We start from the raw sequence: 26,010 nt of genomic DNA on the forward strand, positions 1-26,010 counted from the left end.
AAAGATGGAGGGTGGAGCGCTTCTTCGCCTGGCTCTTTAACTTCAGAAGAACGTTGGTCAGGCACGAGCACAAAGCAGAAAACTACCTGGCCTTCTTCCTGCTGGCCTGCATGAAAATCATGCTAAGGTATTTTTGAGATAGCTTCTAGCAAATATCTATAGGTTTGCAGGTACTTTATAATTTCGTTATGACCAAAGTATAGCTAGCGACTTAGTAGTCCTTTCCCGCCATTGTTGATGTTATCACCAACAATTCATACTTCGGTAGACTGCAGAGATGAAGTATAAAAGCTGTTTAATCAAAGTATAAAGTATAGCCAGCGCCTTGGCAATCCTTGCTTTTTCAAAGTAAAGCAGTTGAAAACTGCTGCCATACTACGCTGTCGCTAAACTTGCGGCAGGAAGTATAAACTCAGAAAGCACCACCCACTTTCTAACTCCTAAACTCTTAAACTCCCAAACTCTCTAACTCTCCCTGTGCCACGCCAGTGTTTCGGCGATAGCCTGCTGCATCGGGGTGCGCTTCAGGTTAGGCAACGCACGGCGCAGCTTTTCGTCGTTTAGCAGGATGGTGTTTTGCCAGAGGTAGCTCATTTCGCTGATTTCGCGCATGTCTGCCGAGAAGAGGCCCATCAGCTTAAATAACCAACCTGGGTATACTTTGTACTTTGCCTCGGCGCCCGCTATTTCAGCAATCTGGGCCTGCCACGCTTTTATACTGGGCACTACCTCCCCGGCAAAGTTATATTCGGCATAAGCCTCCTGCGGGGGCAGTTTAGCCAGTTCATAAAAGGCGCGGGCGGCATCAGGGGTATACACCAGCTGGTGCGGGATGTCGTTGCGGTAGAGCCAGGGCATGGGCTTATTTGCCAGCGCACCCCGGAAAATAGGAGCAATCCCCTCGTTTAACACGTTCGGACCCCAGAAATCGGGGAGGCGCAGGCTGATAACGCGGCACTTGCCTTGCGCGGCAGCCTGCCGTAGCAGTTGCTCCAGTTTTACCCGGATTTGTCCCTTTTTGGTAGAGGGTTGCTGGGGGCTTGTTTCGGTGATGGAGCGGATTAATCCAAAATTATATATGTTTCCCGGGAAAAAAATCGTAGCTTTGCTCATGGCTGCGGCCTCTATCACGTGCTGCGTGACACGCTCCATATTGCCTTGCCACTTTCCGTAAGGGTAGTTCACCCCGTGGAAGATGTGCGTTGCTTCTGCTCCCAGCTTTTTCAGCAGTTCTCCGTCCTGTGCATCTCCCTCTACCAACTGCAGCGTGGGCTGGTCGCCAAATAACTTTTGGGCCTTGTGCCGGTTACGCACCAGCAGTGTTACCTGCTCCTGGTTTTGCAAAAGCTCCCGGGTAAAGGCATAGCCGATGCTGCCTGTGCCGCCGAGCACTAAAAATCTGAAGTTGTCTGTTGCCATGGTTGCTATAGGTTTTAGTTTACGCTACAAAGGTATGGCAGCCAGTCCGTTTAGGGCTTGACAGATGCCGCAAACAAGTTGACGATTTGCGCAAATTGCAAAAGGGCAGCGCGCCTGCCAGCTGGAGCAGAGGAACTATATAGGTAGTAAATTTGTATATACAACAATAGAAAAGCATAGAACCATGACAGAACAAACTATGACAGCTAACACGACAGAACAATCCGTTATCACCCCCGCACACCTGGCAAAAGCCATTAACTATACGCAGTACCGCGACCTGATTGACAGGCTGCTGGCCGAGAACAAGACCACCGGTACCAACCACTCCGAAGCCATGATAGCCTATACCCGCATGAACGCGCAGCGCATGCGCCGCGTGGAGAAAACCGTGCTGCTGGAGGATGAACTGGTACAGGTGATGCTGAGCGTGCAGACGCCTATGACCTGGGTAATCCTGACGGAGGCCTGGTGTGGTGATGCGGCGCAGAGCTTACCGGCCATCGTGAAAATTGCCGATGCCTCCCCGCTGGTGGACGTAAAACTGCTGCTCCGCGACGAGAACCTGGACGTGATGGATGCCTACCTGACCAACGGGGGCCGCTCCATTCCGAAACTGATTGCCTTCAGAACCGATACCATGGAGGAACTGGGCACCTGGGGACCACGCCCTGAGCCAGCTCAAGAGCTGTACCAGGAGATGAAGGAGCAGAACCTGCCCTTTAATGAGTTTGCCGAAAAACTGCATGGCTGGTACGCCAAAGACAAGAGCCGCACGCTGCAGAGGGAGTTTATCGCGCTCATCCGAAACTGGGCCAAGCTGACAGCGCCGGAGGACGTGAACGTAGACCGCTGCTCTTAATCCGCCAAGTATAAAAGTATAAGAAGTATAAAAGGCTGCCCTTACCAGGCAGCCTTTCTTTTTTAGCTGATACCTTCCGTAGGCATGAGCACCAGGCGCCAGCCGTCGGGGTCTTCGATGGTGATGGCGCCTTTGTCCTTCCAGTAAGGATTCTCAGGCTCCACGGCCGGGTAGCCCATACTTCCCAGGCGCTCCACTACGGTGTTTATACTTTGTTTATCTGGGATGTAGAGCACCAGCAGGTTATCTTTGGTAGGGGCAGGGCAGGGGCTGCCGTGCTGGTGCTGCGTAAACTCCAGGTGGTACCCCAATCCTGGAAGTCCTACCATCACGCCATCGTAGCCGTTGTGGTTCTCAAACCCTCCGAGCTTGCGCAACCCAAGTCCCTGGCAGTAAAAACGCACGACCTCCTGCAGTTTATCGGTAGGCCTTGCGATGCGCACCTGCGCTACCTGAAGTTCCTCTGGCCAGCTCTCTTTCGTCGGCATCAAGTATAATATTACCTTGCCGAACTGGTGACCACCGGCTGCAGGTTCAGCACCTCTACGCTCACAATCTTATCGCCTACCTCCAGGCGGTGCACCACGTCCATGCCGTCGATTACTTTGGCAAAGATGGTGTAGCGGCCATCCAGGTGCGGGGCGGGGGAGTGGGTGATGAACCACTGGTTGCTCTCGGTGTCCTTGCCGGCGGAGGCCATGCCCACGTAGCCCTCGTAGTAGTGCAGCGGGGTGAACTCGGAGCGGATGGAGTAGTCGGAGCTGCCCCAGCCATCGCCGCGCTTATCGCCGCCTTGCGCCACAAAGTTCGGCACTACCCGGTGGAAGTATAACTCGTTGAAAAAGCCCTGCTGCGTGAGCTCCACGAAGTTAGCCACCGAACCGGGTGCATCCTCCACAAAAAGCTGCATCGTGATGGAGCCTTTCTCGGTACGCACGACCACCTGCTGGTTCGGATGGATAGTCTTCACCAGTTGCCAGTCGATGGGGTGGGTGAAGGGGTTCTGCGGTATGACCGTCTCCTGCTTGCCGCTCAGGTAATCAATTGTTTTCTGGAGCTCGATGTTCGTTTCCATGTCGCGGGGCAGCTGCAGTTTTTCCTGTGCCTGCGTCAGGAAGGCAAAGTTGCTGTACTGGCTGCGTAGGTTCAGCTTGGGGTCACGGATGGCGGCAGCGGCCATGCCCACCAGGGCCACATCGCCGGAGGCAACCGCATGCTTAAAGATATCGGCAAAAGCCGGCTCCAGGCGCTTGGGGAAGTCCGGCTGCTGGCGCATCAGAATCAGGGCGTCCATGCCGGTGGTGGCAATCACAGGCTCCTCGGCCAGAAACACCTGCTCGGCAATGAACTCATAGTTGTTCACATCGCCGGAGAGGGCTTTGAGCAAATGCGCCTTGTCGTAGGCGGAGCGGGCATTCTGGTACTGCTGCTTGAAACGCGGGTTCAGGTACACCCGGTTCTGTGGCTGGCTATTTTTCAGAATCACCCAGATTACGTTGCTGCGCACGCGGGCGTCGAGCAGGTTGGGCAGCACATCCTGCAGCATCTGTACAGGTACCCCGGCATTGTTTGCCACCAGAAACTCGGAGGTGGCAATGGCGGTGTTCACGTTCTGGTCCTGCAGGGCGGCCACTATGGCCCTGCTTATTTCAGAGAACTCCAGTCCGCTCATGGAGCGCACGGCGCTCAGGCGCACGCGGTAGTCAGGGTCGCTCTGCGCGATGTTAGACAGGAAGGTGGCTTTATCTAAGGCGCGAACTTTGGCCAGCGCCTGCGCGGCGGCCATGCGTATTTCCGGGGCCTTGTCGGAGGTGGCGGTATTGAGAACCTGCTGGCGGTGCTGCGTCAGGTCCAGCCTTGGGGTGCGGGCCAGGAAATGTGCGGCTGCCAACCGCGCCTCATAAATCGTGGCGGGGGCCAACAGCTCAATCGCTTTCTGCACTACCTGGGGGGTATGCTGCTGGCGCATGCCGAGCCGGTAAATGCCCCAGGCCTGCCCGGCCAGTGCCTCGGGGTTGGGAGCCTTGTAGGAGGCCAGAAACTCAGCAGCCCTGCTAGTGCCCACTTTGCCCAGCGCCTCCAGCAGCTGCGCCTGCACTTCCGGGGTCTGCTCCTCCTGCAGTTGCTCCAGTATGTCTGCCTCGGCCTGGCGGTGACCCAGCTGCCCCAGCGCATATGCCGATGCACCCCGCACGTTAGCCACAGAGTCCTGCAGCGTTTGCAGCAGGGCCTGCAGGGCGGCCGTATCCTGCACCGAGGCGAAGGCCATGGCCGCATGCTGGCGGTAAGCGCTGTTCGGGTTGCTCAGGTAGGGCAGCAGGTCGGTGGTATTGCGCTCGTCCTGCAAAGTATAAATCTGCTGTAGGGTGATGTCTCCGAACTTATTGTTGGCCGGCTCGGTGGTGGCGGTGCCACTGCGCTGTAGCGGCAGGTATTGGCAGGAGGCCAGCGTGCCCAAGGCAAGCAGCCAGGTATAGCGTAATTTCATGGTAAATCAGATTAAGCGCTTTAAGTTACTAAAATGTGCCGACATGCCGCAGCCGTTGCCATTTTGATTAATGTATAGGTTTTTATACTTTTAGGAAGTATAACTGCGGCGTTCCTTATTCAAGGGCGCAGCGTTTGCTTTTTTTGAAGCAGCTATACTTCGCTGGCGTGTTGGAAAGTGCTGAAGTTGCCCCGCGGCTTGCCTTATCTGGCGAGAAGCAAAGGGTAGTGAAGAACTGGATATAGACAAGTATAGTTAAATGAAAACTATGTAAAATTATATTCGTAGAAACTCAAGCAGGAGCACGGGGAAGATTGGTGGAGCGTGCCAGGCACCGCTAAAGTATAGGCTTTCATAACATCCGAGGGTAAAAAAACATGTATGTAAATCTGTATCCGGGAAAGCAGCTTCGGAACGCCAAAAGATCCATGCTTCTGTTGGGCCTGTTCCTGTTTATTGGCGGGGGATATGCACTGTTGCGGGAGTTTTTCTGGATGGAGGAATTCAGGCAAGGTTGGGCCCTGGCAAGTGCCGGCCTGATGCTGCTGGGAGTGTTGCCGCTCGCTTATGGCACCGAACTGCTCCACTTCAAGGATGCCTTCTTCTTTATGACGCCGCAGCGCCTGGCTTACCGCCTGTCCTTGTTCGGCTCCGAAAAGGTGATAGAATGGGCTCAGGTAGAGGAGCTCCATATTACAAGGCACGTCATCAGTTTCCTACTAACAGGTGGCCACGTGCAGCGCCTGCGCCTGCACGCCATACAGGATGCGTCCCTGGCCCGCCACGTATCGCGCAGCATCCACCTGGCCGCCATGGAAAAAGGCATCATGATAAACGGCGTAAAACCCTCTCCCTCAGAACCGGCGCTTCAAGTATAAAAAATCCAGTTCAGCCTGGCCTGAGGATGCGGGCAATTCCGCTATACTTTCCAGTAAGCTACACGTTTCCGCTAGTTCACGTCATCCCCTGTTATCCCGCTGCAGAATTAGTACAATACCCAAACCTTTGCCAAATTGCGGCCTCAAGTATAAACTATGGCTGTTGAGACAAAGCGTGTGTATGGGGTGCAGTTCTGGTTGCTCTGCCTGAGCTCTTTTCTTTTCTTCTCCAGTTTTAACATGATTATCCCGGAGCTGCCCGATTACCTGAGTAGCTTGGGCGGGGAGGAGTATAAGGGGCTGATTATTGCGCTCTTCACTCTCACGGCCGGCCTTTCGCGGCCGTTCAGCGGGAAGCTGGCCGATGAGATAGGCCGGGTGCCGGTGATGGTGGTAGGGGGCGTGGTATGTGTGGCGGCCGGTTTGATGTACCCGCTGGTGGGCACGGTGGCGGCCTTTTTGCTGCTGCGCTTTGTGCACGGTTTCTCCACGGGGTTCACGCCTACGGGCACGTCGGCCTACATAGCCGATCTGGTGCCGGTGGAGCGCAGGGGAGAGGCCATGGGCCTGCTGGGGCTGTCGGGGAGTTTGGGCATGGCGGCGGGCCCTGCATTGGGCGGCCTGATTGCCAGTGAGTATGGTGCCAACCCGATGTTCTTTGCCTCCTCGGCGGCTGCGGTGTTGTCGGTGGCCGTTATCTGGCGCATGCAGGAAACCGTTACGGCTCCGCGGCGGTTTAGGTGGCGCATGCTGAAAATCTCCCGCAAAGAGGTGCTGGAGCCGCGGGTGCTGTCGCCTTCCCTGGTCATGCTGCTCACCTCCTTCGGCTTCGGCACGGTGCTGACCATTATCCCGGATTTCAGCGCTTACCTGGGTATACAGAACAAAGGCCTTTTCTTCACTTCTTTCACCTTGTCTTCGCTCGCTATCCGTTTTATGGCCGGCAGGGCCTCCGATACCTATGGCCGGGTGGTGGTGCTGCGGGTGAGTGCCGCCCTGCTGACGCTGGCCATGGTGGTTATCGGCTCCGTGTCTACAGACACCGGTTTGCTGCTGGCCGGGGTGCTGTTTGGCGTGGCCACCGGTATGAACTCGCCCACCATCTACGCCTGGACCATCGACCTGAGCCACCCTGAGCACCGCGGGCGCGCCATGGCCACCATGTACATTGCCCTGGAAGCAGGCATCGGGCTGGGGGCACTTGGGTCGGGATGGCTCTATGGCAACCAAAGCAGCAACTTTACCCTGGTGTTCTGGGCGGCGGGAGCCTTTTCGCTGCTGGCCTTTTTATACTTGCTGCTGTTTGTAAAGCGGGTGAAGGAAGTTTAACACATTTTATACTTTACCGGGATGCTTAATGGGAAGTACGAGCTATACTTTACTGAAGCGTAACTGTTTGTATTACAAGTTGCTGTGTTTGAAAAGTCGCATAGCAGCATCCCCAGCTCAATTCGGAGGAAGCATACTTCTTTTGGAAAATTGCACTTATTTTTCATCCGTTTCTCGAAAGGCTCCGTAATAACACAACATCACCGTTCTAATACTTTCCCCTAAAACCGCTTTAACATCATGCTGTGGCTGTTTATGATCCAAATAGCCGGGGAGAGAACCGTGTTTTGTAAAAAAATCAGTGTTATTAAAAATTGTGTAGTATGAAGAAGTTTACATCTAATGCCTTGGGTTGTTTGGTGCTTGGAGCTGTGCTGATGGGCTGCGATAAAACAGAGGAGATGGATACAGCCCCGATGGCTGCCACACAAAGTAAGAATTTCGGCACAGACCCCTCCAGTTGCGAGATTATTGAGTTTGACGAGTATAGCCCGACCGAGGCAAGTATGGGTGCGGTAACGACGGTGTACAGCCAGGACACCCCGGTGCGCATCCGGGCGCAGTACCGCATGGGCGATGGCCGCTACTTTAACCATAACACGGCGCTGCTGTTCGACACCGGCGCTCCTGACCACCTGAACAAGGAATTCCGGACACCCAGCCCGGCCGCTATGCGCCCCATGGGGCAGGTGCTTACCGTAGGGCGCGGTAACAGCAACGTAAACCTGCTGCATCACAAGGGCAGCCGCATCGAGATGGATTTCTCGGCTATGGGCAGCATCAACCTGAAAGGGATACACGTGCTTGATATCACGGAAGAGGAGGCTGACTCTAAAATCGAACTGCTGGATAAGGATGGCAAGATCATCAACACCCTGAGTTTGCCGGTAACAGGGCCTTATGGGGCCACCCGCCTGCGCGTGGACACGCCGGGTGTGGTGAAACTGCGCGTGGTGTTTGGCAACGAGAGCAGCCTGCGCGGTGGCGGCGCCATCGACGTGATAGAATTCTGCCGCGAATAAGTATACAGTGGGGATAAGTGGGGAGGGAGTCTTACGGGACTCCCTTTTTTGTTTTAGGGCGGATAAGTATAACAAAAGGGCTTTTTTCTTGTTCAGGATTAAACACCAACCCCAGCCATACGTTTGATACACCATGAACAGCCAGTTTCTCAGCGCCTTATTCCGGAGTCATCACAGAGCCAAGCACCAGGTGCCGGCCTCTGCCATGTGCCAGTTGGTAGAAGGCGTGCTGCAATTGCTCTTTCCGCCGCTGGCCGATGTCCGCTTCGAAACGGTGGAGGAGCTGGAGAAGTACAGCAATAACCTGAAGGTGAACATGATGCGCATCCTCACAAGTATGGAGCAGGACCTGCCCATGCGCCCGGAGGAAGTGGCGGAAAAGATGATGCAGGAACTGCCGCACATCTACGGGCTGCTGCTGATGGATGCCGAGGCCATTGCCGCCGGCGACCCGGCTGCGCAGAGCACGGAGGAAGTGATACGCACCTACCCTGGCTTCAAGGCGGTGGCGATTTACCGCATGGCGCACGTGCTCTACCGGCTGCGGGTGCCCCTGCTGCCGCGCGTGCTCACCGAGTATGCCCACGCCCTCACCGGCATCGACATTCACCCTGGCGCCCAGATCGGCACACACTTCTGCATCGACCACGGTACCGGCGTGGTGATAGGGGAAACCTGCGTCATCGGTAACTATGTGAAAGTATACCAGGGCGTTACGCTGGGCGCGCTGAGCGTGGACAAGGCCATGGCCCGGATAAAGCGGCACCCCACCATCGAGCACCATGTGGTGATTTATGCCGGGGCAACTATTCTTGGCGGCAACACCGTGGTAGGGGCGCACAGCATTATCGGGGGCAACGTGTGGCTCACGGAGAGTGTGCCGCCCTACTCGCGCGTGTACCACCAACCCCAGGTAAACGTCCGCCGTGCTGAGGAGCCGGAAGATGCGCTCAATTTTTCCATCTGATAAAGTATAAACGACCAAAAGTATAAACAGCGAATCAACATATGAAAGTAAATTCAATACTCGGAGCCATCGGCAACACGCCCCATGTGCGCATCAACAAACTTTTTGACAAGGATGTGGAAGTATGGATGAAGCTGGAGCGCGCGAACCCCGGCGGAAGTATAAAAGACCGCATTGCGCTGGCCATGATAGAGGATGCCGAGCGCCGCGGCGTACTTTCCAAGGGAAGCATCATCGTGGAGCCAACCTCGGGCAATACCGGCGTAGGCCTGGCTATGGTGGCTGCCGTTAAAGGATACGAGCTGATTCTGGTGATGCCGGAGTCGATGTCGGTGGAGCGCCGCCGGCTGATGGCTGCCTATGGGGCCCGCCTGGAGCTGACGCCGCGCGAGAAAGGGATGAAGGGTGCCATTGAGCGCGCGCAGGAGCTGGTGCAGGAAAACGACAATGCCTGGATGCCCATGCAGTTCGACAACGAGGCCAATACCCAGATACACATTGAGACTACGGCGCAGGAGATTCTGGAGGATTTTCCGGAAGGGCTGGATTACATCATAACCGGCGTGGGTACCGGAGGACATATCACGGGCGTGGCCAAAGTATTGAAAGACCGCTTCCCGAACCTGAAAGTATACGCCGTGGAGCCTGCTGCCTCGGCGGTGCTGAGCGGCGGGGCGCCGGGACCGCACCCACTGCAGGGACTTGGTGCCGGGTTTGTGCCGAAGATACTGGATACTACCTTGCTGGATGGCGTGGTTCAGGTGCAGCAGGACGAGTCGTATGATTTTGCCCGCCGCGCTGCCCGCGAAGAGGGTATTTTCATTGGTGTCTCGTCGGGGTCAGCGCTGGCTGCCGTGAACAAGAAGCTGCAGGAGGAGATTCCGGCCGGTGCCAGGGTGCTTACTTTCTGCTACGATACCGGCGAGCGCTACCTGTCGGTAGAGGGGCTGTTTGTGTAACGTATAAACCGCCTGCTGGCAAGTATAAAAGGCCAGCCGCTATACTTTGCGGCTGGCCTTTTATACTTTAATCGCCGGTTACCAGTGCCGTCATCTGCCACTGGCCGCGCTTGTTTTTGTTGAAGATGGCGCGATACCCCACGGGGCTGTGCACGTCCGAGCGGTTCAGGTATCCCTGCAGCTCGCCGTCGGCATTCTGCACGTGCCACCATTCCTTCTGCGGCGCCCCTTCCGGGTATGACTTGCCGTAATCCACTTTCAGGATAACCTGGTGCAGGGAGCAAACGGCGTCGGCATTGGCAGCCGGGTCCGCCCGAAGTATGGCATTGTCCTTAATCACGGCAATATGCATGAAGGCATCGATGGAGTCGGGCCAGTTGCTGTAGACATAGGGTAGGGCGTAGAGCTCCTGGTTATCTGCCAGCGGGTATCCTCCGCCAAGCCGGATCAGGTGCTCCAGCTGCAGCCATACTTCCGATTGCTTGTCCTCCAGGTGCCATTGCTCTGCAAAGTCCTGCCAACCGCCGTTGTCGCCAAAGCCGATGCGGATATTGGGGTCTACGAGTTTCTCCAGTTTAGCCGCATCCTGGGTCAGCACGGCGTCCTCGAATTGCTTCAGGTAGGTCTGCAGGGAGGCCTCTGTCACAACCGGGCTATCGGGAGGGAGCAGCAGCGGTGCCTCCACCTGGCAGGCAGCCACGGTTGGGGTGGCCGGCGCCGGTGTGGGTTGGGCAGTGTCCTGAGCAGCAGTGTCCTGCACGACGGTCGCGCCTGGGGTAGCAACAAGTTCCGTTTCCTGCTGCCTGCAGCCGGCAAGTAGAAGTATAGTAAGTATGGCTATATAAGTATGCTTCATGGGCTGAAGATATAGAAAAAAGGCGACGTTCACGCATATTCTGCGAACGCCGCCTTTCATACTTTAGGTGTACTGCTGCTTAAATATTATACTTTAAACTTCCAGCAGCTCCTGAGCTTCCTCGTGCATAGCCAGCCTTACCTTCTGTAACTCCTCCGGCGATACGCAGTGGCGCAGTGCTTTAAACACGTCCTGGAAACACTCCATCACATCGCTGTCGCTCAGAAAATCGTTGTTGGCGGCAAAGGCGTTCTTGCTCCGGATAAAGTCGATCCACTCCTGGTTGTCGTCGATCTTCACGGGTACCTTCGCCGGATTGTACTGATCGAAGTAGTAGCCCTTCCAGATAATAGGCAGCTGGGCGGCAAAATGTATTGCATCATTTACCGGCAGCCTGTCGCGGATAGCCTGCAGCACGGCCCGGAAAACACGACCTGCCTGGTTCATGTCTTCTGTACCCAACTCCTCTGCTACTTTGATTAGCAGGTTCATCGCGTCCTTCTTGTTGTCCTCAAAACCGAATGCCATAGCTACCTCCTTTTTTTAGTGAAACACGTGTCTTATGACTTACGGCACAACCTGGCCGTAGTTATTTAAACCTAGTATAGGCCGTAAAGTTATTTGCCGGGGATTGTAGAGGGGTGGGGGAGGCTGAAACAGAGGCAGGTCTGTGTCTCGCCCTGAGCCAGGCTGATGGGGCTGGAGTGAAACTAGTGGGTTTGTTCTTTGCTCAGGGCTGCTCGTATTTTATAGGAATGAATAGATTTGTTTGCATATATTGGCTTTATAATACTTATTGCTTGTAAACTGCTGACTGCAAAACCTGCTGCTTGAGAGGGTGCAATATGGGCTTCAATTAAAAGGAGGAAGCCCATAAAAGAGAAGGATTGATGCAGGCCGGACACAGCAGGGCGTTACGTATTGGGATTATTCTGGTCAAATCATGTTGTACGCATCAATAAAGAAAATTTAACCATGATTGAAGGTGGCGTAGGTGGAGCCAGTACGTTGACAGGGTTGGCGTTTGAGCGAGATACGAGTCTGAAATTAGCCATAAGCAACCTTAGAGGATACAGGGTTGCCGGTGATGCTGTGTATCAAGGGAATAACTTAATTGGCACCTTGCTCAGTAAGGGGAGCCTGTACTCCAGGCTTCTTGCCCCCCGTGGCGTCGATTACAGGAACATCGTCTCCAAAAAGCTGCTTCCTGATGATGCGTTTCTTAACCTTACAAACCAGACGCTCTACATCATTGAGAAGAAGTACCAGCAATGTGCTGGTTCTGTTGATGAGAAGCTGCAGACGTGTGATTTCAAGGCGAAGCAGTACAGGAAGCTGCTGTCTCCACTGAATATCGAAGTGGAATACATCTATGTTCTGAACGACTGGTTTCTTCATGATAGTTACCGAGATGTACTCGAATACATCACGTCCGTAAACTGTAGCTATTACTTTGAGCGAATTCCGCTTGAGGTCCTGGGGTTAACAGAATAAGAATTACGGTGCTATGTCCACGTTGAAACGATATTCTATGAGTGATGCCTCTGAGATAGCCAACAGAGCAGCTGCCGATATAGAGCGGAAACTACGGAGCCAACCAGCAACCGTGGATGTTGTAAATGTGGAGGGTGATGCGGAGTATCGGGCAAAAGACATAGATATCCTATGGCTCAGAAGGCTTGATGACGGTAGCATCAAGACAATCAAAATAGAAGTTAAAGGAGACAGGTACTATAAGACCGGTAACTACTTTCTGGAAACGATAAGTAACGAAAGCAGGGGCACGCCCGGCTGTTTCATGTATACAGAGGCCGATTTTGTGTACTACTACTTTGTGGATGAAAGGGAACTGCACATTCTGCCCATGCCAGCTACAAGGGAGTGGTTTAGAAAACACCTAAGTGAGTTTAAAGAAAGGAAGACTTCCACGCCGGTTGGCAACGGGGAGCACTACGTTACGGTAGGCCGATTAGTGCCCCGGCACATGGTCTCGGCCAACGTACCGGGCGTTAAGATTCTAAAGATCTAACCTATAATAACATGGATTGCTGCTGATTTGAAGCATCCAGCCCCTCTTTTCTTCTTATACTTAGTTCCAGGTACTCAGGAGTAACATCAGTGCCGACAAACCTTCTGTTGTGCATATTGGCCGCTATGCCTGTGGTGCTGCTGCCTGTAAACGGATCTAGCACCAGGTCTCCATCTTGTGACGAGGCAAGTATAATCCTGCTCAATAGAGCCAGCGGCTTCTGTGTCGGGTGTTTACCAAATGTTGTTTCTTTTTTCGAAACAGCTGGCATTGTCCATACATCCTTCATCTGTTTGCCCTGGTTTACAGACTTCATCAGTTCATAATTGAAAAAATGAGCCTTCTTAGGATGCTTCCTTGCCCAGATAATGTGCTCCGCGGAGTGTGTAAAGTAGCGGCATGCCAGGTTTGGTGGCGGGTTCGTTTTCTGCCAGGTAACGATGTTTAGTATTTTGAAACCTAGTTTTTCCAGGGCGGATCCTGTATCAAATAAATTATGCATTGTGCAACTGATCCATATAGTTGCACTATCACTCATCACTCCCCGAACAGCTTCCAGCCATTGCTGCGCAAAATGAAATGTAGAAAGGTGGTTCGCTTTCTTATCCCAATCGCCTTTATTCACATTGGCTACCTTACCCGACTTTATTGTAAAACCATCATTCGACAAGAAGTATGGCGGGTCTGCGAATACCAAGTCCGCCTTTACATTAAGCTTCGGTAAAAGCTCAACACAATCCCCTGAGAAAAGGGTGAACTTTTCATCCTGTGAAGTATAGTAAGGCTTCGGCATTAAAATAAAGAAGTTTGCAGCATCCCCTTATTGGCGGTAGAGATGTCGCCTAGAACATTGTCATTTGATATAAGCAGCTCAAATATCTCTCCTCGGCCACTACCCTTAGAATTGATAGCTCTTTTGGCTTTTACCCTTTCAATTGTATACTCCTTATACAGCTCCTGAAAGAAAGTATTCTGATCGTCGTTGTTGGTGGTGTCAGAGTTGCTCTGCACAAAATACGCTTGCCCGGCATTTACCGCATCACAAAAAGCTTTGAGCCGCAACTGATCTTCGTCTATGAACCCCTCTTTTGCATAGGAGTTAAAAGATGCAGTGGAACTGATGGGCTTATAGGGTGGGTCAAAGTAGAAGAAGGCATCTTCGTCGATATACTTCCCGGTTTCTGAGAAGTCCGTATTTAATATTTCTACCATTTGCAAAGCCTGGCTGTTTGCCCGAATAACCGGAGCATTACAGATAGTGGGTTTTGCAAACTTACCAAAAGGCACGTTAAAATGGCCTTTGGAGTTTACCCGGTACAGGCCGTTAAAGCATGTCTTGTTCAGGAAAATCATCAGCGCACTTTTGCGAACAGGATTATCTGCCAGCTGGTTGAACTCCTCGCGCTTCTCTAAAAAAAGTGACTTTCTGTCTTCTTCGGCTGCGTAGCTAAAGTACTGCTGTTCAAGTGCTGCTAATTCAGCTATAAGCTGTTCCGGTGATGATTTGATGGTCTGGTAGCAATCAGTCAGTACAGGATTGATATCGTTGATGACAGCATGCTTCACATACTGGCCATACTCCCTAAGCATGAAGAACAGCACGGCGCCACTGCCGGCAAACGGCTCGATAAAATTGATACTCTTTTTGTTTTGCAACCGCTGGTTCACTTTCGCTTCGATGGCGGGTAACAGTTGTGTTTTGCCGCCGGCCCATTTGAGAAAAGGCTTTATGTCAGCTGGCCTTGCAGAATCTGTAGTCATTACTATCGGTAAAGAATGTACTACAAAAATACTTAATTTCTATGAGGAGTTGCGCTAGGAAGGGAGGGATTCGTCTTCGCAGCTACCGATATAGTAACGGTCAGTTCTGCTTGAGTAGAGAACGTAAGTATAAAAGGGCATCTGAGAAACAAAAAAGGCAACTACGAGTGTAGTTGCCTTGGTGGAGAATATCGGAGTCGAACCGATGACCTCTTGCATGCCATGCAAGCGCTCTAGCCAGCTGAGCTAATCCCCCGCATTGTGGACACAAAAATAGCACAAATATTTTAGATGCAAAACATCTGGTAAAAAATATGTCAAAGAAAAAGGGGCAGCTACTGCTGCCCCTTTTAATGGTAAAGAATTTATACTTCTTAGTTGAAGATGTAACGCAGACCTACTTGGCCTACCCATCTGGAGCCACCGATAGCAGCATCCGATACTGTGTATGGCTTAGCGCCATCCTTCAGCGAGAACTTGTACACAGGTACGTTCTCACTTGTGATTGTGGTCAGGTCCATTACAGAGAAGGTGTTATCGAAGTAAGAGTTGCCATAAGCATAGCGGGTTCCCCAGTCCTTGTTCAACAGGTTGCCAACGTTCAGGATGTCAACAGAAAGCTGGAGGGTATTACGATTGCTTCCAAGGTCCACAAAAATGTCCTGCAGGATTTTCAGGTCAAACTGATGAGTGAATGGAGTTCTAGCACCATTACGCTCTGCATATTTACCTCTACGATCTTTTAGATAGTCGTTAGACTCGATGAAGTTGTTGAAGGCTGTCCACTGCGCCTGCTGCTCTGCTTCCGAACCAGCAAATGTGATCTCACTTCTATCTCTCGGAATATACATCAAGTTGTAGAAGTTGCTGGTTGAAGTACCTAGTGTAGATCTAGTCAGGTCGCCTCTAACAATGTAGGAGAAAGGCGTACCAGACTGTCCTGTGTAGAATAAAGAAACCGAAGTAGCCAAGCGATTCAGGTATTCTTTGCGATAAGATACAGCACCTACGATTCTGCTACCAGAATTAAAAGGAGAATATCCAATTTCCAGGTTGTTTGAGCCGTTCACAGAAGCTACACGGTAGTAGTTAGAGTGGTTCTGTGAAGAGGTACCTGGGTTCAGGTCTTTGGCCTCTGTATAAGAGTAAGCGATGGAACCGTAGAAACCATTGTCGAAAGTTTTCTGAAGTTGTGCCGTAGCAGTCCAAGAATAACCCTTGTTTACGTTATTAATGTAAACAACCTCAGTATATTGTGGCAGGCGCTTTCTATCATTAATATTTTCCGGATAAACCAGGCGGTTGTCGGCACCAGCTAATGTGCCTGTTGGCTGTACCAAGTTGATGTTGTTGAAGCTGAAGGCGTTCAGGGTTTTGGAGTACAGGAACTCGGCAGTACCAACTAGGCCCCATGGCAACTGCTGGTCGATAGCAATGTTGGTACGGGCAATTTGTGGCAGCTTGAAGTTCTCATTCATAACGGTGATGTTACCGCCGGGACCTGAAGCTTGCGCTCTCTTTGGCTGGTTGAAAGGATCAGCAATGAAATCCACGTTTGGCTCTTGCCTTGAAGGTGTATTCAAACGGTTCTGATCCAGCAGAACGCCACTCTGTGTAAAGGCACCACTAGCCCAAACGAATGGGAAACGAGAAGTAAAGATACCTGCACCACCTCTTACCTGAGTGGTTCTGTTACCATTCACATCCCAGTTAAAGCCTACACGTGGAGACCACATTAGAGCCGGTTTTGGCATTCTGTTCGTGCGTACATTGTATTGCTGAGCTAATACAGAGCTGTTGAAATCTGTGTTCTCAAGCGGCTCATCCAAGTATATTGGGACATCCAAACGAACACCACCCGTTACTTTTAGGTCGTTCGTCATTTGGTACTCGTCCTGCACATACACGCCCAACTGCATGGCCTTAAATTTAGCGCCTTCGCGTGGGTTAGAGGTATTGCTGTACTGGTAAGTCATACCATTGGCCAAGCCTCTTTCCCAGTAGTCAAGGGCAGAAGTTGTCTCGTTGGTAACAGGGTTAGTATAAGATGTAAATTGATAGTCTCCAAAGGCTTGGCCGATGAAGGCATTGTACATTGAGTAGAACTCATTGTGAGTACCGAATGTGAAGGTATGTTTACCAGCGTAAAGGTTCAGGTTATCTGTTAAAGTATAGACATCCTGATCTAACTGATTAACAGTAGAAAACGCCTCTGTACCAAGGTTGATGGTTCTAGAACCTGGCAGAGCCAGCGAAACACGTGGGAATGGAGCACCAGGAGCACTTCTCGGCTCTCTTACACGGGTATAACCCAGAATCAGGTTATTGGATAGCGTGTTAGAAAGACGGCTGTTTAACTCAATTACAGCAGAGTTTGTAGTACTCTCACGCAAGATGGCACCGTTAGAAAACGTGATAGAACGTGGAGAGCGTGACAGCTGAGTAGTTTCACCGTAAGTGTAGCTATAACGGGCAGTCAGTTTGTGCTTATCTGAAATGTTCCAATCCAATCTTCCGAAGATTTTCTCAGAGGCAGCATCAGACTGCTGATCCATAAAGCTTCCCGGGTCGTATCCAAGTTCACGGGCACGCGCTGCTACTCTGTTGAGTTCTTCCACTGTAAATTCTGAGCCAGCCTGGCCAGGGGCAAAGCCAAGTGGAGTTATGCTCTCTGTCTTTTCGCCATTGAGAAAGAAGAAGAGTTTGTCTTTGATGATCGGGCCTCCTACACGGAAACCATACTGCTTATCAGTAAAGTTTTCATACTTAGTGCGTTTCTCACCATCTTTCAATAGGTCGGCGGGCGTTTTTCCAGCCAAATCCTGATTGCGGTAGAAGTAATATACTGAGCCATTGTAGTCGTTTGTGCCTGAGCGTGTGATTGCTGATACACCACCACCTGCAAAGCCGCCCATTCGAACGTCGAAAGGCGCAATTTGTACATTAAACTGTTCAATGGCGTCCAATGAGATAGGAGAGGCGCCGGTGCTACTGCCGTTGGTTCCACCTTCAGAAAGGCCGAATACGTCATTGCTAACCGCCCCGTCAATGGTTAATTGGTTGAATCGGTTGTTGATACCAGCAATCGAAATGGCAGACCCCTTGATGTCGGCTTGGGGAGTTAAACGAGTGAAGTCGTTCAGACTACGTGATACAGTAGGTAATGTACTGATCTGTCTGTTATTAATTGTAGTGGCTGCGCCAGTACGCTCAGCGTTGATCACGTTGTCTCTGTTGCTCACAATCTGTACCTCGCCTAAGGTAGTTGTGCTAGAGTTGAGGACTAAGTTCAGCGTTTGGGTCTGGCCAAGTGAGAGAGAGATATTCTCTACTTTCTTGTCTTGGAAACCTACATACTTTACAGTAATTGTATATGGGCCTCCCACACGCATGTTTTGAAAGTTGTAGCGGCCTTCACCATTGGTTGGGGCTACATACTGGGTGTTGGTGGGCATGTGTACTGCAATTACGGTAGCACCCGGTAAGGCAGTGCCACTTTCATCTTGTACTACGCCGCTGATAGCAGCTGTTGTTGTACCCTGTGCCATAGCACCAGTGAACGCTAACAGCACTAGCACTGCTGAGAAGAGGAATTTCTGAAAGAAACCCTTGAAGTGATTGGATGTAACTCTTTGCTTCCTACCGCACCTGATACTCTCTGCGTGCAGCGGAATACTGTAAAAGTTTTTCATAAAGAAGGGATTGATTGATTTTGCCGCAAAGGTAACTCCTAAGGAGTGATAAATCCCAACATTAATGTTAACTAAATATTAACAAAGGATGGGTTTTGCTGCTAAGCCGTTTATGAGGCCTTTAGAGTCTAACAGAGCCTGTTTATGGATGGCAGAAATAAGAAAAAGGCGAAGTTTTCTCCGCCTTTTTATACTTGCCTAAATAGAATATATTTAATTAAAGATATACCTTACCCCCAGTTGCCCCTGCCACCTGGAGTCGAACTGGGAAACGTTGTAGATGCGGGTGTTGGGGTTAAAGGTAAAGGTTGGTACCCCGTCCGGGTTGCGGCCCGCGAATCGGATAAGCTCATTGGCGTTGTTGCTCACGAAGTACTGGCGGCCCCAGTCGCGGCTAAGCAGGTTGCCCACGTTAAAGATATCGAACGTGATCTGGAGCGTATGGCGGTTATCCCCAGCATTGAGGTAGAAATCCTGGAAAATGCGGACGTCGAACTGGTGCGTCCAGGGCATGCGGCCACCGTAGCGCTCGGCATACTGCCCGCGCCTGTCGCTCAGGTAATCATCCCCGTTTATCAAAGCGTCCAGTGCTGCCCACTGCTCTTCCGGAGAGTAAGTGGTGCCGCTTATCGTTACAGGTACCAGGTTTATCTCGCCCTGGTTTCGGGGGATGTAGATCAGGTCGTTGGCAATGTTGCCGTCGCCGTTCAGGTCCCGGTTGTAGACAAAGGTAATGGGCAGGCCGGACTGGCCCTGGTAGAAAAGCGAAATGCCCGTGGCGGCACTCTCACCATAGCGGAAAGTATAACCGCCGTTGCCCACGATGCGGTGGCGCACGTCGTAGCGGGAGTATTCCAGTTGCGGGTCGTTCGGGAAGTTGACGATCTGGTTAAACTCATAGTTTGAAAGGGCTGTGGAGCTGGTGCCGCTGTTTACGTCCTTCGACTTGCCGTAAGTATAGGCAATGGAGGTGGTGAGCCCGTTCGTGAAGTCCTTGCGCAACTGGCCGGTTAAACTATACCTGTAGCCCTCGTCAGTATTATCCAGAAGTATAATGTTGGTGTAGTCCGGGTTGATACGGCGGGCAGAGGGGTATACAAAGCGGTTGTCTGCACCGGGCAGTGTCCCGCTTGGCTCCACCAGGTTCAGGTCGCGGTATACCACGTCGTTAAGCGTTTTGGAGTAGATACCCTCTATCGTGGCCACTATCCCGTAGGGGAAAGTATAATCCAGGGCCAAGTTGCTGCGCCACACGCGGGGCAATTTAAAGTCGTCGTTTATCACGTTTACCTCCACCGTCTGCACAGGCGGGCCGGCAGCGGTTTGGTTGCCGGGGTCGGGTATAAATTCGGCAGGATTGCTCACGTCTATCGTTCCAAGTATGGTGCCGGTGTTCACAAACTGGTTCGACATCCATACAAAAGGCACGCGGCCGGTGAAAATACCCGTACCGCCACGTATTTGCAGGGCCTGATCCTGGGTAGGGGCGTAGTTAAAGCCGAAGCGCGGGGCCCAGAGCAACTGCCCGCTGGGCGTGCGATCGGTTCTCAGGCCAGGGTAAATGCTCCCAAAATCGTTTTCCAGCTCCGTGTTGCGTGCCGGCTCATCCGGGAAAATGGGGATGTCCACGCGCAGGCCCAGGGTCAGCTTTAGCCTGTCGGAGGCGGTATACTCATCCTGCACGTAAAAACCCAGCTGTGCTGCGTTAAACTCAGCCGCAGGACGGGGATCGCTTGTCAGGGAATAGGTGGCCCTTACGCGCGCAGGCGTGTTGTTGATAAAGTCTTCGATGGAGTTAAAGTCCCAGCGGCCGTTGAGGTTGTTGATAAACAGGTTACGGAACTTGAAGAACTCGTTGTGGGTGCCGACGGTGAAGTTGTGCTTGCCCCAAAGGTAGGAGAGGTTATCCGTGAACTCGAAGATGTCCTGGTCCAGCTCGTTGGCCGTGGAGGAGCGCTCCGACCCGAAAACAAGGGTGCCCACCGGGTCAAAAATCGTTACCTGCGGGAAGAGCTGCCCTAAGGTCTCCCGGAAGTCGCGGATGCGGGAGTAGCCGACAATCAGGTTATTAGACCAGTTGTTGAAGAAGCGGCTGTTCAGCTCAGCGACTGTGGTGTTGGTCTTGCTGTTGAAGCGGTAGGCGTTGTTGCCGAAGCGGGCCTCGGAGCGGCTGCGTGAATAAGAATCCTGAAAAGCATCCACATAGTTGTGGCGCAGCGTCAGGGAGTGGTTCTCGGTAATGTTCCAGTCTAGGCGCACAAACAGCTTGTCGCTCTCCGTATCGCGGTCAAACCCGCCGAAAGAGCCCACGTCGTAGCCGTAAGTCTCCTGCACAAACGAGGCCACCTGCTGGGCAGCGCTCAGCGGTATCTGCGACTCAGCCGAGCCTGGGGCGAACCGTACGGGCTCCGTTACCCGGGTAGCGTCGTAGTTGGTAAAGAAGAACAGCTTGTCACGGATAATCGGGCCGCCGATGCGCACGCCATACTGGTAGTTCTTAAACTCATCAGCCTTCTCCCGTGGGCCTTCCACTGCCTTGCCAATAATGTCTTCGTTGCGGCCAAAGCCATACACCGAGCCGGAGAACTGGTTGGTGCCCGAGCGGGTGATGGCGTTGATGCCGCCGCCCGTGAAATTGCCCTGCTTTACATCATAGGGCGCAATGACCACCTGTATCTCCTGTATCGCATCCAGCGAAATGGGTTGGGTGCCCGCCTGACCGCCCGGCGTGCCGCTTCCCGACAGGCCGAACACGTCGTTGTTCACGGCGCCGTCGATGGTGATGTTGTTGTAGCGGTTGTTGGTGCCCCCGATGGAGTTGCCCGTGGCCTGCGGCGTGAGGCGCGTAAAGTCCTGCAGGCTGCGGCTCAGGGTAGGCAGGCGCTCTATCTGCTCCCGCGATACGTTGGTGGCAGCACCCGTTCGGTCCTGGTTAAACACATCGTTTCGCTCGCCCAGCACCTGTACCTCGCCCAGCTCGCGGCTGCTCTCCGAGAGGGTAAAGTCCACCCTGGCCGACTGGCCCAGTGCCAGCGAGACGTTTTCGGTGCGTTGCTCCTGGTAACCGACATACGAGGTCCGGACGGTGTAGGGGCCGCCCACGCGCATGTTCTGGATGTTGTAATAGCCCTCTGTGTTGGTGGTGGAGACATACTGCGTGTTGGTAGGATTATGGACCGCGATGATGGTTGCACCTGGAAGCGGTGTCCCGCTCTGGTCACGTACCGTGCCGTTCATGGCGGCCGTTGTGGCGCCCTGAGCCCACACAGATTGCACCTGAAGTATAGAAAAGATACTCAGGAGAAAGAATGAGTAGAGAAGTTTCATAGTACATAATAACTTATTGAACAACAAATATTTAGTTCAGTTATTAAGTACGTTGGCAGTTATATTTTATGCAATATTTTATTGTACAAAATGTAAATAGTTATATAGGTGGACTCTGATGTGCTGAGGTGATAATTAGAAGACAGGCGGGCGCACAGCCTTGATAAAGATCTTCTGGTAGTGGTCGGAATAAAGGTTATTCTCAATCACGCCCAGCGAAGTGGAAGCATGTATAAAGCGTACGTCGTTGGAGCCGTTCACCTCAGTCACCATGCCCACATGCGTGATGTTGCGCCTGTTTGGGCCAAAGAAAACGAGGTCGCCTTCGCGCAATTCCTTCGGACTTACTTCATTGCCAAAGCGGCTCTGCTCCTCCGAAGTACGGGGCAGGGCTACGTCTATACTTTGGAAGGAAGTGCACAGCAGCCCGGAGCAATCCATGCCCACGCGGGTGGTGCCGCCCCAACGGTAAGGCACGCCGGTATAGGAGCGCGCCGTTTCAATCACGGTGGCGATGCTGCTGTCCAGGTCGCGCTTGGGGATGCGGGTACGGCTGGTGCGGTCTTTGGAGGTTCCTGCCACGCTGCTGCTCTTATCGTCCCGGCCTCTGGCCTTTTTTGCGGCGCGCTTGGCTGCCGCAATTTCACGGGCCGATTTATACTCTTCACCGCGCTTGCTAAAGGTAGGGCTCGACGTCTGGCAGGAGGCTACCACCAGCAGGAAAAAGATAAAAAGTGCGGAAGTAGTAAAAAGCGATTTCAAAGTGTAATTTAGCGTTGCAAGTTAAACGTATATATTCACTGGCTAATTTAAGCAGAAGTCCAGCGTTTTTAAAATGAAATTTAATCCTATCACACCCGAAGCCCTTGAGGCCCTGTCAGCCATTGTTGGTCAGGAGCACGTGCTTCTGCCCGCAGCCGCCGACGACATGCTGCGCTACACCCACGACGAGACCGAAGACCTTCGTTACGAGCCGGAGGTGGTGCTCAAACCTGCTAACGCTGCTGAAATCAGCCGTATTATGCAGTATTGCAACGAAAACTACATTCCGGTAACACCACGCGGGGCCGGAACCGGGCTTAGCGGCGGGGCACTGGCTGTGCATAAGGGCGTTATACTTTCCACAGAGCGCCTGAACAGCATCATCGAGATTGATGAACACAACCTGCAGGCCACCGTGGAGCCGGGCGTCATCACGCAGGTGTTTCAAGAGGCGGTAATTGCCCGCGGGCTGTACTATCCGCCTGACCCCTCCAGCCGGGGCAGCTGCTTTTTGGGCGGCAACCTGAGCGAGAGCAGCGGCGGACCAAGGGCCGTGAAGTATGGCGTAACCAAAGACTACGTGCTGAACGTGGAGGTGGTGCTGCCAACCGGCGAGATCACCTGGACAGGGGCCAACGTGCTGAAGAACGCCACCGGCTACAACCTGACGCAGCTGATGGTGGGCAGTGAGGGCACGCTGGGCATCATCACCAAAATCGTTTTCAAACTTATTCCATACCCGCCGCAGAACCTGGTGATGCTGGTGCCCTTCCGAAGCGAGGAGCAGGCCTGTGCCGCCGTTTCCAGGATTTTTATGGCGGGCATTGTGCCCTCTGCGCTGGAGTTTATGGAGCGTGAGGCTATTGTGTGGGCTACCCGCTACCTGGGCCTGGATCTGAGCCTGCCTGAGGACATCGCAGCGCACCTGTTGATAGAACTGGACGGCAACGACATGGATCTGCTCTTCAAGGATGCTGAGCGCGTGTATGAGGTGCTGGAAACCTTTGACGTGGGCGACATCCTGGTGGCCGACACAGAAAAGCAGAAAAACGACCTGTGGCTGCTGCGCCGAAACGTGGCCCATGCCGTAAAAGGCAACTCTATTTATAAGGAGGAAGATACGGTGGTGCCACGGGCGGAGCTTCCGAAGCTGCTGAGAGGCGTAAAGGAGATTGGCGCCAAGTATAACTTCAAGTCTGTTTGCTACGGGCACGCCGGCGATGGCAACCTGCACATTAACATTGTAAAAGGCGACATGAGCGACGAGGACTGGAACGACAAGCTTCCGGAGGGTATAAAAGAGATCTTCAAGCTTTGTGTTTCGCTGGGCGGCACGATTTCCGGCGAGCACGGCATCGGGCTGGTGCAGCGTCAGTACATCAACATCGCGCTGAACGAGGTGCAGTTAAGGTTAATGCGGGGCATTAAAGACCTCTTCGACCCGCGCGGTATACTTAACCCGGGCAAGATTTTCTAGTTAGCCATACATCAAAGTATAAAAAGCAACAGGCGCAGTTCTTAAAAGCTGCGCCTGTTTTATATAGTAAGTGCTAAGATGCGTCGGTGGCGGGTGGTAGGAATCATGCGTTGCGGCGGCCAATTTTGGGTTTAGGGCCCTCGGCCATGTCCTTATACCTGGTCTGCGCAAGTTTGCTGTCCAGGCCGCGCAGGTGCTGCCACGACTGCATCAGGTTTACGTGCGACTCGTTCAGCGGTGCCCCTTCATGCGGGTGTTGGTCTTGATTAGGGTTTTGTGGGACTCTCATAGCGTGTAATTTATTTTGTGATTGGGTTTCCTGTTCTGTAGCGTTACTGGCTCTGTTAATGGCTTCATCTAAGTTATCTATAGGCTTGTTTGTTTTCATTGTTGTGTTCAGCTTGTTAATTATCAATTAATTCTTTCTTCTTTATTTTCTCTTTTACAAAATTGCTGACATAGCCGGCAATCTCATCAGCGTTCTCTTCCTGCAGGAAGTGGCCGCCGTCTTCAAACGGAATCACATAGCACTCATGGAAGAACTTCTTCCAGCGCTGCAAGGCCTCAATCTTTACGAGCTTATCCCGCTCGCCCCAAAGTATAAGTGTGGGGATGTCACGAATCTTCTTGCGCTCTTTCCAGAGTTCTTCGTACCACTTGCTGGCACCCACCAGCTCCCGGGCACAGGCAAGGTTGCGCACGGGCTCATCCGGGTTGCCCAAGCCGTTCATGTAGTGCCTTTTTATAGGTTCCGGCAACTCATCCTCATCCTTAAACAGTTCCTGTATTAGCTTATTGTTTGGTACATTCAGCTTGGAGTGCAGGAACTTGCCTAGTGGGCCCACCAGATACTTGCTCGCCTTGGTAAAGGTCTGGTGCTTGGAGAGAGACCAGGTCCAGGAGTTGAGCATGACCACGCCCTGCACATTTTCAGGATGCTTGATAGCGTAGGCCAAACCAATGGGTGCACCAAAGTCGTGCACCAGCAGCGTAATATCACGTAGCTGCAGGTGCTCCATCAGCGCCTCGAAGTTGGCCGCGTGCGCGCGGGGCTTGTAGCTCCAGTCCTTGGGCTTATCCGACAGGCCAAAGCCTATCATATCCATGGCGATGCAGCGGTATCGCTTCCGAAGCTTTTTGATCAGGTCCCGGTACATAAACGACCAGGTAGGGGTGCCGTGCACCATAACAATGGCAGGACCCTCTCCCTCATCTATATAATGCATTTTGCCTGCTTCGAGCTCCAGGAATTTTGATTTGAAGGGATACTCCTTCTTATCGAGCCAATCTGGTTTCATAGCTTTTGGGGTGATTGCTACTAAACTATACTTCTAAACGGGAGGCGGGTTGTTTCTTAACTCAAAAAAGAGGCACATTCAGAATAATTTGGAGGTTTAAACCTCAAAGGGATTAGATTTTATAGATAAAGTATAAATCAGTCAGGACCATGAAGATCTGATGGGCAGGTTTTTTTTAAGGAAAAAGGTGTAGCAGGCAGCGCAGCGCAGCGCAGGTTGGCTCTCTTCTTTCAGGCTTGTGCAAAATGACGCTCGTGCGTCCTGTGTTGGAGTAGCTGCATAAATATTGTAATAATATCATTTAGAGGGGAACAATTGTCTTTTAAGGCACGTACCTTCTGCGTGTCCTGCCTTCGGGGGAAGTGTACTTGCCTGCCGGCGGGAGCGGGGTAAAAGGAAGAGAGGCGGATAAAACCTACAGCAGTTGATGCACGCGCTGTAATTAATCAGGCATTTCGTTAAAGGATTTCCTTGGTCGCCTGGCGCTCGGCCGGAGTAAAGGTGGCATTTATACTTTATATGGTTGTGTTGAAACGGAGGGTTTGCGACCTTGCATGGTTTTTTATCCCCTGTTTAGCTTTAAAAACAGGGCTGGGTACTGGCTCAACTATAAGTGCCTATAATAACGATAGAGTCTGGCGGCCTGCAACGGCTCCGTTCGCAGCGCCCTTTTGTTAACATGTAAAAGTAATTTACGCTTAAACTGAGATACTTATGAGAATAGCAGTAGTTGGTACGGGCTACGTGGGGCTGGTGACGGGCACGTGCTTTGCCGAGGTGGGCATCGACGTGACCTGCATCGACATCGACCAAAAGAAGATAGACAACCTGCGCCAGGGCATCCTGCCCATCTACGAGCCGGGGCTGGAGGAGATGGTGGAGCG

The 26,010-nt window shown here is 52.4% G+C and carries 22 protein-coding genes and 1 tRNA gene; 10 read left to right on the forward strand and 13 right to left on the reverse strand.

Translation table 11 applies throughout. The annotated features are described in order from the left end of the window. Positions 1 to 465 precede the first annotated feature (465 nt). Positions 466 to 1,419 (reverse strand): NAD-dependent epimerase/dehydratase family protein, encoded by a 954-nt coding sequence (locus C8N40_RS22105; RefSeq protein ID WP_108213991.1) that lies wholly within the window; start codon positions 1,417 to 1,419, stop codon positions 466 to 468. A 184-nt stretch (positions 1,420 to 1,603) separates the two neighbouring features. Between C8N40_RS22105 and C8N40_RS22110 the strand changes: the two genes are divergently transcribed. Beyond that, complete coding sequence (locus tag C8N40_RS22110) at positions 1,604 to 2,281, forward strand: thioredoxin family protein (protein WP_245905233.1); 678 nt, start codon at positions 1,604 to 1,606, stop codon at positions 2,279 to 2,281. A 62-nt stretch (positions 2,282 to 2,343) separates the two neighbouring features. On the opposite strand, the gene C8N40_RS22115 is transcribed toward C8N40_RS22110, so the two are convergent. After that, positions 2,344 to 2,769, reverse strand: a complete 426-nt coding sequence (locus tag C8N40_RS22115) for a VOC family protein (protein WP_108213992.1) — start codon at positions 2,767 to 2,769, stop codon at positions 2,344 to 2,346. A gap of 11 nt (positions 2,770 to 2,780) precedes the next feature. Next, complete coding sequence (locus tag C8N40_RS22120; protein WP_108213993.1) at positions 2,781 to 4,769, reverse strand: peptidylprolyl isomerase; 1,989 nt, start codon at positions 4,767 to 4,769, stop codon at positions 2,781 to 2,783. A 377-nt stretch (positions 4,770 to 5,146) separates the two neighbouring features. Here C8N40_RS22120 and C8N40_RS22125 point away from each other — a divergent pair, with 377 nt between their 5' ends. From C8N40_RS22125 to cysK, 5 genes are all read left to right on the forward strand, one after another. Then, on the forward strand, positions 5,147 to 5,647 hold the full coding sequence (locus C8N40_RS22125; protein ID WP_108213994.1) for a hypothetical protein: 501 nt from the start codon (positions 5,147 to 5,149) through the stop codon (positions 5,645 to 5,647). Positions 5,648 to 5,803: 156 nt separating this feature from the next. Next, positions 5,804 to 6,976, forward strand: coding sequence for an MFS transporter (locus C8N40_RS22130; protein ID WP_108213995.1), 1,173 nt, complete (start codon positions 5,804 to 5,806; stop codon positions 6,974 to 6,976). 323 nt (positions 6,977 to 7,299) lie between these two features. Then, a complete protein-coding gene (locus tag C8N40_RS22135; protein WP_146173623.1) occupies positions 7,300 to 7,998 on the forward strand; it encodes a hypothetical protein in 699 nt (232 codons plus the stop codon). A gap of 133 nt (positions 7,999 to 8,131) precedes the next feature. After that, entirely contained in the window at positions 8,132 to 8,965 is an 834-nt protein-coding gene (epsC, locus tag C8N40_RS22140) for a serine O-acetyltransferase EpsC (RefSeq protein WP_108213997.1), read from the forward strand. Between the two features lie 41 nt (positions 8,966 to 9,006). Continuing rightward, on the forward strand, positions 9,007 to 9,924 hold the full coding sequence (gene cysK / locus C8N40_RS22145) for a cysteine synthase A (RefSeq protein ID WP_108213998.1): 918 nt from the start codon (positions 9,007 to 9,009) through the stop codon (positions 9,922 to 9,924). Positions 9,925 to 9,991: 67 nt separating this feature from the next. On the opposite strand, the gene C8N40_RS22150 is transcribed toward cysK, so the two are convergent. After that, positions 9,992 to 10,780 (reverse strand): hypothetical protein, encoded by a 789-nt coding sequence (locus C8N40_RS22150; RefSeq protein ID WP_108213999.1) that lies wholly within the window; start codon positions 10,778 to 10,780, stop codon positions 9,992 to 9,994. A 93-nt stretch (positions 10,781 to 10,873) separates the two neighbouring features. Further along, complete coding sequence (locus C8N40_RS22155; protein ID WP_108214000.1) at positions 10,874 to 11,308, reverse strand: DUF2267 domain-containing protein; 435 nt, start codon at positions 11,306 to 11,308, stop codon at positions 10,874 to 10,876. 447 nt (positions 11,309 to 11,755) lie between these two features. Here C8N40_RS22155 and C8N40_RS22160 point away from each other — a divergent pair, with 447 nt between their 5' ends. Together C8N40_RS22160 and C8N40_RS22165 are read left to right on the forward strand one after the other, a co-directional pair. Further along, positions 11,756 to 12,274, forward strand: coding sequence for a hypothetical protein (locus C8N40_RS22160; RefSeq protein ID WP_108214001.1), 519 nt, complete (start codon positions 11,756 to 11,758; stop codon positions 12,272 to 12,274). Positions 12,275 to 12,311: 37 nt separating this feature from the next. Next, complete coding sequence (locus C8N40_RS22165) at positions 12,312 to 12,809, forward strand: hypothetical protein (RefSeq protein ID WP_108214010.1); 498 nt, start codon at positions 12,312 to 12,314, stop codon at positions 12,807 to 12,809. Between the two features lies 1 nt (position 12,810). On the opposite strand, the gene C8N40_RS22170 is transcribed toward C8N40_RS22165, so the two are convergent. From C8N40_RS22170 to C8N40_RS22195, 6 genes are all read right to left on the reverse strand, one after another. Continuing rightward, positions 12,811 to 13,602 (reverse strand): DNA-methyltransferase, encoded by a 792-nt coding sequence (locus C8N40_RS22170; protein WP_108214002.1) that lies wholly within the window; start codon positions 13,600 to 13,602, stop codon positions 12,811 to 12,813. Next, positions 13,602 to 14,570, reverse strand: coding sequence for a DNA adenine methylase (locus C8N40_RS22175; protein WP_108214003.1), 969 nt, complete (start codon positions 14,568 to 14,570; stop codon positions 13,602 to 13,604). Before C8N40_RS22175 ends, C8N40_RS22170 begins: the two co-directional genes overlap by 1 nt. Before the next feature lie 179 nt (positions 14,571 to 14,749). After that, positions 14,750 to 14,826, reverse strand: a tRNA-Ala gene (locus C8N40_RS22180). A 118-nt stretch (positions 14,827 to 14,944) separates the two neighbouring features. Further along, positions 14,945 to 18,118, reverse strand: a complete 3,174-nt coding sequence (locus C8N40_RS22185) for a TonB-dependent receptor (RefSeq protein ID WP_170114187.1) — start codon at positions 18,116 to 18,118, stop codon at positions 14,945 to 14,947. A gap of 357 nt (positions 18,119 to 18,475) precedes the next feature. Then, complete coding sequence (locus C8N40_RS22190) at positions 18,476 to 21,589, reverse strand: TonB-dependent receptor (protein ID WP_108214005.1); 3,114 nt, start codon at positions 21,587 to 21,589, stop codon at positions 18,476 to 18,478. 135 nt (positions 21,590 to 21,724) lie between these two features. Beyond that, positions 21,725 to 22,351, reverse strand: a complete 627-nt coding sequence (locus tag C8N40_RS22195; RefSeq protein ID WP_245905234.1) for a C40 family peptidase — start codon at positions 22,349 to 22,351, stop codon at positions 21,725 to 21,727. 73 nt (positions 22,352 to 22,424) lie between these two features. On the opposite strand from C8N40_RS22195, the gene C8N40_RS22200 reads away from it, so the two are divergent. After that, entirely contained in the window at positions 22,425 to 23,828 is a 1,404-nt protein-coding gene (locus tag C8N40_RS22200; RefSeq protein ID WP_108214006.1) for an FAD-binding oxidoreductase, read from the forward strand. A 103-nt stretch (positions 23,829 to 23,931) separates the two neighbouring features. Here C8N40_RS22200 and C8N40_RS22515 read toward each other — a convergent pair whose 3' ends face one another. Both C8N40_RS22515 and C8N40_RS22210 read right to left on the reverse strand, forming a co-directional pair. Then, positions 23,932 to 24,117 (reverse strand): hypothetical protein, encoded by a 186-nt coding sequence (locus C8N40_RS22515; RefSeq protein WP_146173624.1) that lies wholly within the window; start codon positions 24,115 to 24,117, stop codon positions 23,932 to 23,934. 115 nt (positions 24,118 to 24,232) lie between these two features. Then, positions 24,233 to 25,126 (reverse strand): alpha/beta fold hydrolase, encoded by an 894-nt coding sequence (locus tag C8N40_RS22210; RefSeq protein WP_108214008.1) that lies wholly within the window; start codon positions 25,124 to 25,126, stop codon positions 24,233 to 24,235. Positions 25,127 to 25,840: 714 nt separating this feature from the next. On the opposite strand from C8N40_RS22210, the gene C8N40_RS22215 reads away from it, so the two are divergent. Beyond that, a partial coding sequence (locus C8N40_RS22215) for a 3-hydroxyacyl-CoA dehydrogenase NAD-binding domain-containing protein (protein WP_211318168.1) occupies positions 25,841 to 26,010 on the forward strand: 170 nt, incomplete at its 3' end.

Source organism: Pontibacter mucosus (assembly GCF_003054055.1).
GTDB lineage: Bacteria > Bacteroidota > Bacteroidia > Cytophagales > Hymenobacteraceae > Pontibacter > Pontibacter mucosus.